We start from the raw sequence: 1,973 nt of genomic DNA, 5'->3' as shown, positions 1-1,973 counted from the left end.
GGCAGAGCGCCAGCTTCTGCTTCGAGGTCTCGAAGTCCTGGCTGGCCAAAAGCTCGCGCAGGTACACGGTCTCGCGCTTGTGGTTGGGCAGCTCGATGCCGATCGCGTTGCGGCCCTGGACCACGGCGACGCGGGCCGAGACCGCGCTCATCGAGCGGGCGATGTCGTCGGCGAGCGAGATCACCCGCGACGACTTCGTCCCAGGCGCCGGCTCCAACTCATACAGCGTCACAACAGGGCCGGGGCGAACGTTGATGATCTCACCCTTGACATTGAAGTCCCACAGCACGTTCTCGAGAGTCGCAGCATTCTCCTGCAGCACCTCGACCGGCACTTCCGCGCTATCCCAGATCTTCGGCTCGGCCAGAAGTTCCAGGGCAGGCAGTTCGAACTCGAACGAGGCTCCGACAGGTCCGGAGATGCCGACCGACACCGACGCGTAGTTCTCGCGGCTGTCACGGCGAAAGCTGTCATTCGCAGGGACCGGAACTGTCGGAGCGTTGTTGACGCGTGGCGGCGTTATGACGGCAGCACGCCGCGACGGGACCTCGATGACATCCTCCTCATCATCCATGATGTGGTCGACGTGATCCATGTGCTCGTCAACATCGTCCGCGTCATCGTCCCAAGGCAACGCTTCGGGCTCGACAGGAGGTGGCGGGGGAGACGGAACGCGCGGAGAAGGCGCGACTGGCGAAGCTACTTTCTTTGCAATCGGTGCACTCTCCTCTCGCTTGGCTTGAGCAGGCGCAGCGGCAGGAGCTGGCTTCGCAGGAGCTGGCTTCGACGGAGTCGGCAGCGTCGGATCCAGCAGATAAGTCCCCGGCTGCCACATGAAGCTGTAGGATTGCTGAACCGCAGGGAGCTCGTAGGGAGCAGGAGTGCTCTTCGCGGGAGCAGCTGCCGGCTCGACGGCCTTCGGCGCGGCCGCAGGTTCGACAGCAACCGGAGTGATCGGCACATTCCTTTGAGGGGCTTCCCTTTGAGGGACTTCGCCTCGCGGTCTTACGGGCGCAACCCGCTTGGCCTGCTCGGGAACAGGAGACGGCGTCCGCGTGAAAGCGCGCGCCGCACTGTTACCTGTCTCCTGCGACGCCGCCTTGTTCTGAAGCGCAAGCAGCCTCTCCTGAACCGCAGGAGCGGGATCGGTGGCTCGGGCTGACGCGATTTCTTTCGCCTGCCGCTCCACATTATCCGATGTCGCCTGAGGCGTGGTCTGCATCCTGCGCTCTTTCAGGACGCGCTCAGGCGTGCGCGTGAAGCGCACTTCGGGAGACATGGAGAAAGACTGTTCCCACACTTCACCACGGGGCGCGCCATTCGGCCCCCTGCCCTGCGCGCTCCGCGACGCTTGGCCAGTTGGATGAGACTCATCGGCAGCCCTGGTTCGGACAATGCCCTGTCTCGCTTGCGGATCGGCGGCGGAAGAACTCGGAGCGGAAGACGCGTTCGTCCGCACTCGGCGTTGTTCAGCATCGAGCGGACTGTTCTTCATGTTGTCCAATTCCAAATTGTTTTCATCCTCCGGCCTGAGAGAGCCATAACCATGGGCGGCGGAAGATGGAGACCGTCGTTTGAAATGCATTGTCTGTTATGGTGTTGGGGCTGAGCCAGTCAGCCCGGGAGGAGGTTCACCCCGATTACGCCTGCCAAAGGTAAAAAGAGGATTAGGAGACCAGCACGGGACCCCCCACACCCGACTTGTCCCCAGCAGGACAGATTGGCCCATGATCCTTCAAAGCAGGCGCCGTTCTTCCCATATTCCTTGAGAACGAAGGCGCTCCTCCCCTCCCCTCATGGCACGCGGCGAGACATTGAAAAAATGTCGCTTGCAAATTGGCGGCAGGAGTTTATATCGGCGCCTCCTTTGTGGCGTTGCGCGAGCGGGGCTGCGGGATTTTTCCATCATGGCGGGTGTCCGGGTTGCGGGGCAGCGATGCTCCGGGGCGGGATCCGGCTGGTGCGTGGACCGG

At 62.7% G+C, this 1,973-nt stretch carries 1 protein-coding gene; it reads right to left on the bottom strand.

The features are described from left to right. Window positions 1–1,279 (bottom strand): DNA translocase FtsK (locus ACS5Q1_RS47735; RefSeq protein ID WP_473104757.1); only part of this gene is annotated, 1,279 nt, incomplete at its 3' end. Between the last annotated feature and the right edge of the window lie 694 nt (window positions 1,280–1,973).

This window comes from Microvirga sp. GN3 (genome assembly GCF_055792825.1).
The sequence above is the reverse complement of the archived record's forward strand: the minus strand, read 5'-3'. Positions and strand labels throughout refer to the sequence as shown.